At 68.4% G+C, this 1,025-nt stretch carries 1 protein-coding gene and 1 pseudogene; both read left to right on the plus strand.

The genetic code is table 11. The annotated features are described in order from the left end of the window. Window positions 1-602 (plus strand): AAA family ATPase (locus QT222_RS00665; protein WP_491475972.1); only part of this gene is annotated, 602 nt, incomplete at its 5' end. Next, window positions 599-1,025 (plus strand): annotated as a pseudogene (locus QT222_RS00670) (hypothetical protein); the annotation flags it as partial. The gene QT222_RS00665 and the pseudogene QT222_RS00670, both read left to right, overlap by 4 nt.

The following is a 1,025-nucleotide window of genomic DNA, read 5'->3' on the forward strand; positions in this document are numbered from 1 at the left end:
TCGCCGACGAGATAAACCGCGCGACGCCGAAGACGCAGGCCGCGCTCCTCGAAGTAATGGAGGAGTTGCAGGTCACCGTCGACGGCGTCACACGACGGGTTCCCGACCCCTTCACGGTCATCGCGACACAGAACGACGTCGAACCCGACCGAACCTACGACCTCCCGTTGGCCGAACTCGACCGGTTCATGAAGAAGATTCATCTGGGCTATCCGAACGAAGCCGAAGAGACCGAACTACTCGGCCGCGTTTCCGGCCATCATCCGATAGAGTCGCTTGAACCAGTCGCAACAGCGGCCGACGTTCGAGACGCCCGTGAGACCATCCTCGGCGTAACCGTGAGCGAACCCGTTCGGCGCTACGTCTCGCGACTCGCCGCCGACACCCGAGAACGCGCACATCTCGGCGTGAGTCCGCGCGGCTCGATTGCGCTCATCCGCGCCGCGCAGGCCCGCGCCGCGCTCGACGCCCGCGACTACGTCGTTCCCGACGACGTACAGCGCGAGGTTCGGAGCGTCTGGGCGCACCGCATTCGGACGACGAGTGGCGAATCCGGGGTTGATGTGGTCGAACGAGCGGTCGAGTACACCCCGGTCGAATGAGACTGACTCGCCGTGGCTGGGTCGCGCTGGTAGTCGTCGTACTCGGGGTGGTGAACGCCGTCGCGTTCGGACCGCGGGCGCTCAACGCCGTCGTCATCCCGGTCGTCGTCGCCATCGTTGTTGGGGCGGTACAGGTATGGCGGGCCCCCCCCCCCCCGGGCGTTTGGGGGCCACCCGACGACGGGTTTCCGGGGGGAACACAAACACTCTCCCATACTATTTTGGCCGGCACGGGGGTTTCCGCGGCCACCACCGACGCGCCCTCCCGCGGGCTCTCCGGGGGGGGGGCCAACGAAGCGCGGGTGCGCGGGCGGCGGCGGGCCTTCGACGGGTCGGACCCCGCCCCCGGGCCCCCGGTCCGCCGCCGCCCCGTCGACGTGATGCTGACGAGGGGACCGAAGAACCCGAACCGCCATACGACGA

The organism is Haloferax sp. s1 (genome assembly GCF_058382125.1).